Below are 1,060 nucleotides of genomic sequence, written 5' to 3'. Positions count from 1 at the left end.
CCACCACCGCAGACCTGCTCGACCAACTCCACAACACCCACAACCACACCCTCGAACACCAACACCTACCCCTCAACGACATCCACCGCATCACCGGTTTCGAAAACTTATTCGACACCGTCTTCGCCTACGAAAACTATCCGATCGACACCACCGCGCTGTCGGGCATGGACGAGTTGGCCATCACCGTGTCCACCGCCCACGAATTCAACCACTACCCGCTGGCCATGGAAGCGCTGCCGGGCGGCAGCGACCTGGACCTTCGGGTCCAATTCGACACCGAGCTGTTCGACGCTGCCACCATCGACACGCTCATCGAACGGTTCCAGCGAGCCCTGGTGGCCATGACCGCCGACCCCACACGACCACTCGCATCACTCGACCTCCTCGACGACACCCAACACGTCCGCCTGGACGGGTGGGGCAACCGGGCGGCACTCACCCGACCGAAAACTGGCGTGTCGATTCCGGTGGCGTTCGCCACGCAGGTGGCCCGTACCCCGGAAGCGGTAGCGATCAGCTGCGGGGAGTTGTCGTGGACCTACCGCGAGCTGGAGCAGTCCGCTAACCGGTTGGCGCACCTTCTGGCCGGACAGGGTGTGGGTCCGGGTGCGTATGTGGCGCTGGTATTGCCCCGGTCGGCTGAGGCGATCGTGGCGATGCTGGCGGTGCTGAAGACCGGGGCGGCTTACCTGACGATCGACCCGGCGATGCCGGCGGCTCGGATCGAGTTCATGCTCTCCGATGCCGCACCGATCGCCGCCATCACCACCGCCGGGTCACGGGATCGGTTGGACGGCTACGACCTGATGGTCATCGACGTCGAAGACCCCGCCGTTGACAGCCAGCCTGACACCGGGTTGCCGGCGCCGGCCGGTGAGGACATCGCATATTTGATTTACACCTCGGGCACCACCGGCACCCCCAAGGGGGTGGCCGTCCCCCACCGTAATGTGATCCGGTTGTTGGAGACGCTCGACGGCGAGCTGGAGCTCTCGGCGGGGCAGGTGTGGACGCAGTGTCATTCGTTGGCGTTCGACTTTTCGGTGTGGGAGATCTT

The 1,060-nt window shown here is 64.6% G+C and carries 1 protein-coding gene; it reads left to right on the top strand.

Annotated elements, in window-relative coordinates; genetic code table 11:
* Positions 1-1,060, top strand: a 1,060-nt coding sequence (locus AC2VOP_RS11530; RefSeq protein WP_486961088.1) for an AMP-binding protein, incomplete at both ends; no start/stop codon positions are given.

It is taken from the genome of Mycobacterium sp. TH-M106 (genome assembly GCF_057473765.1).
The sequence above is the reverse complement of the archived record's forward strand: the minus strand, read 5'-3'. Positions and strand labels throughout refer to the sequence as shown.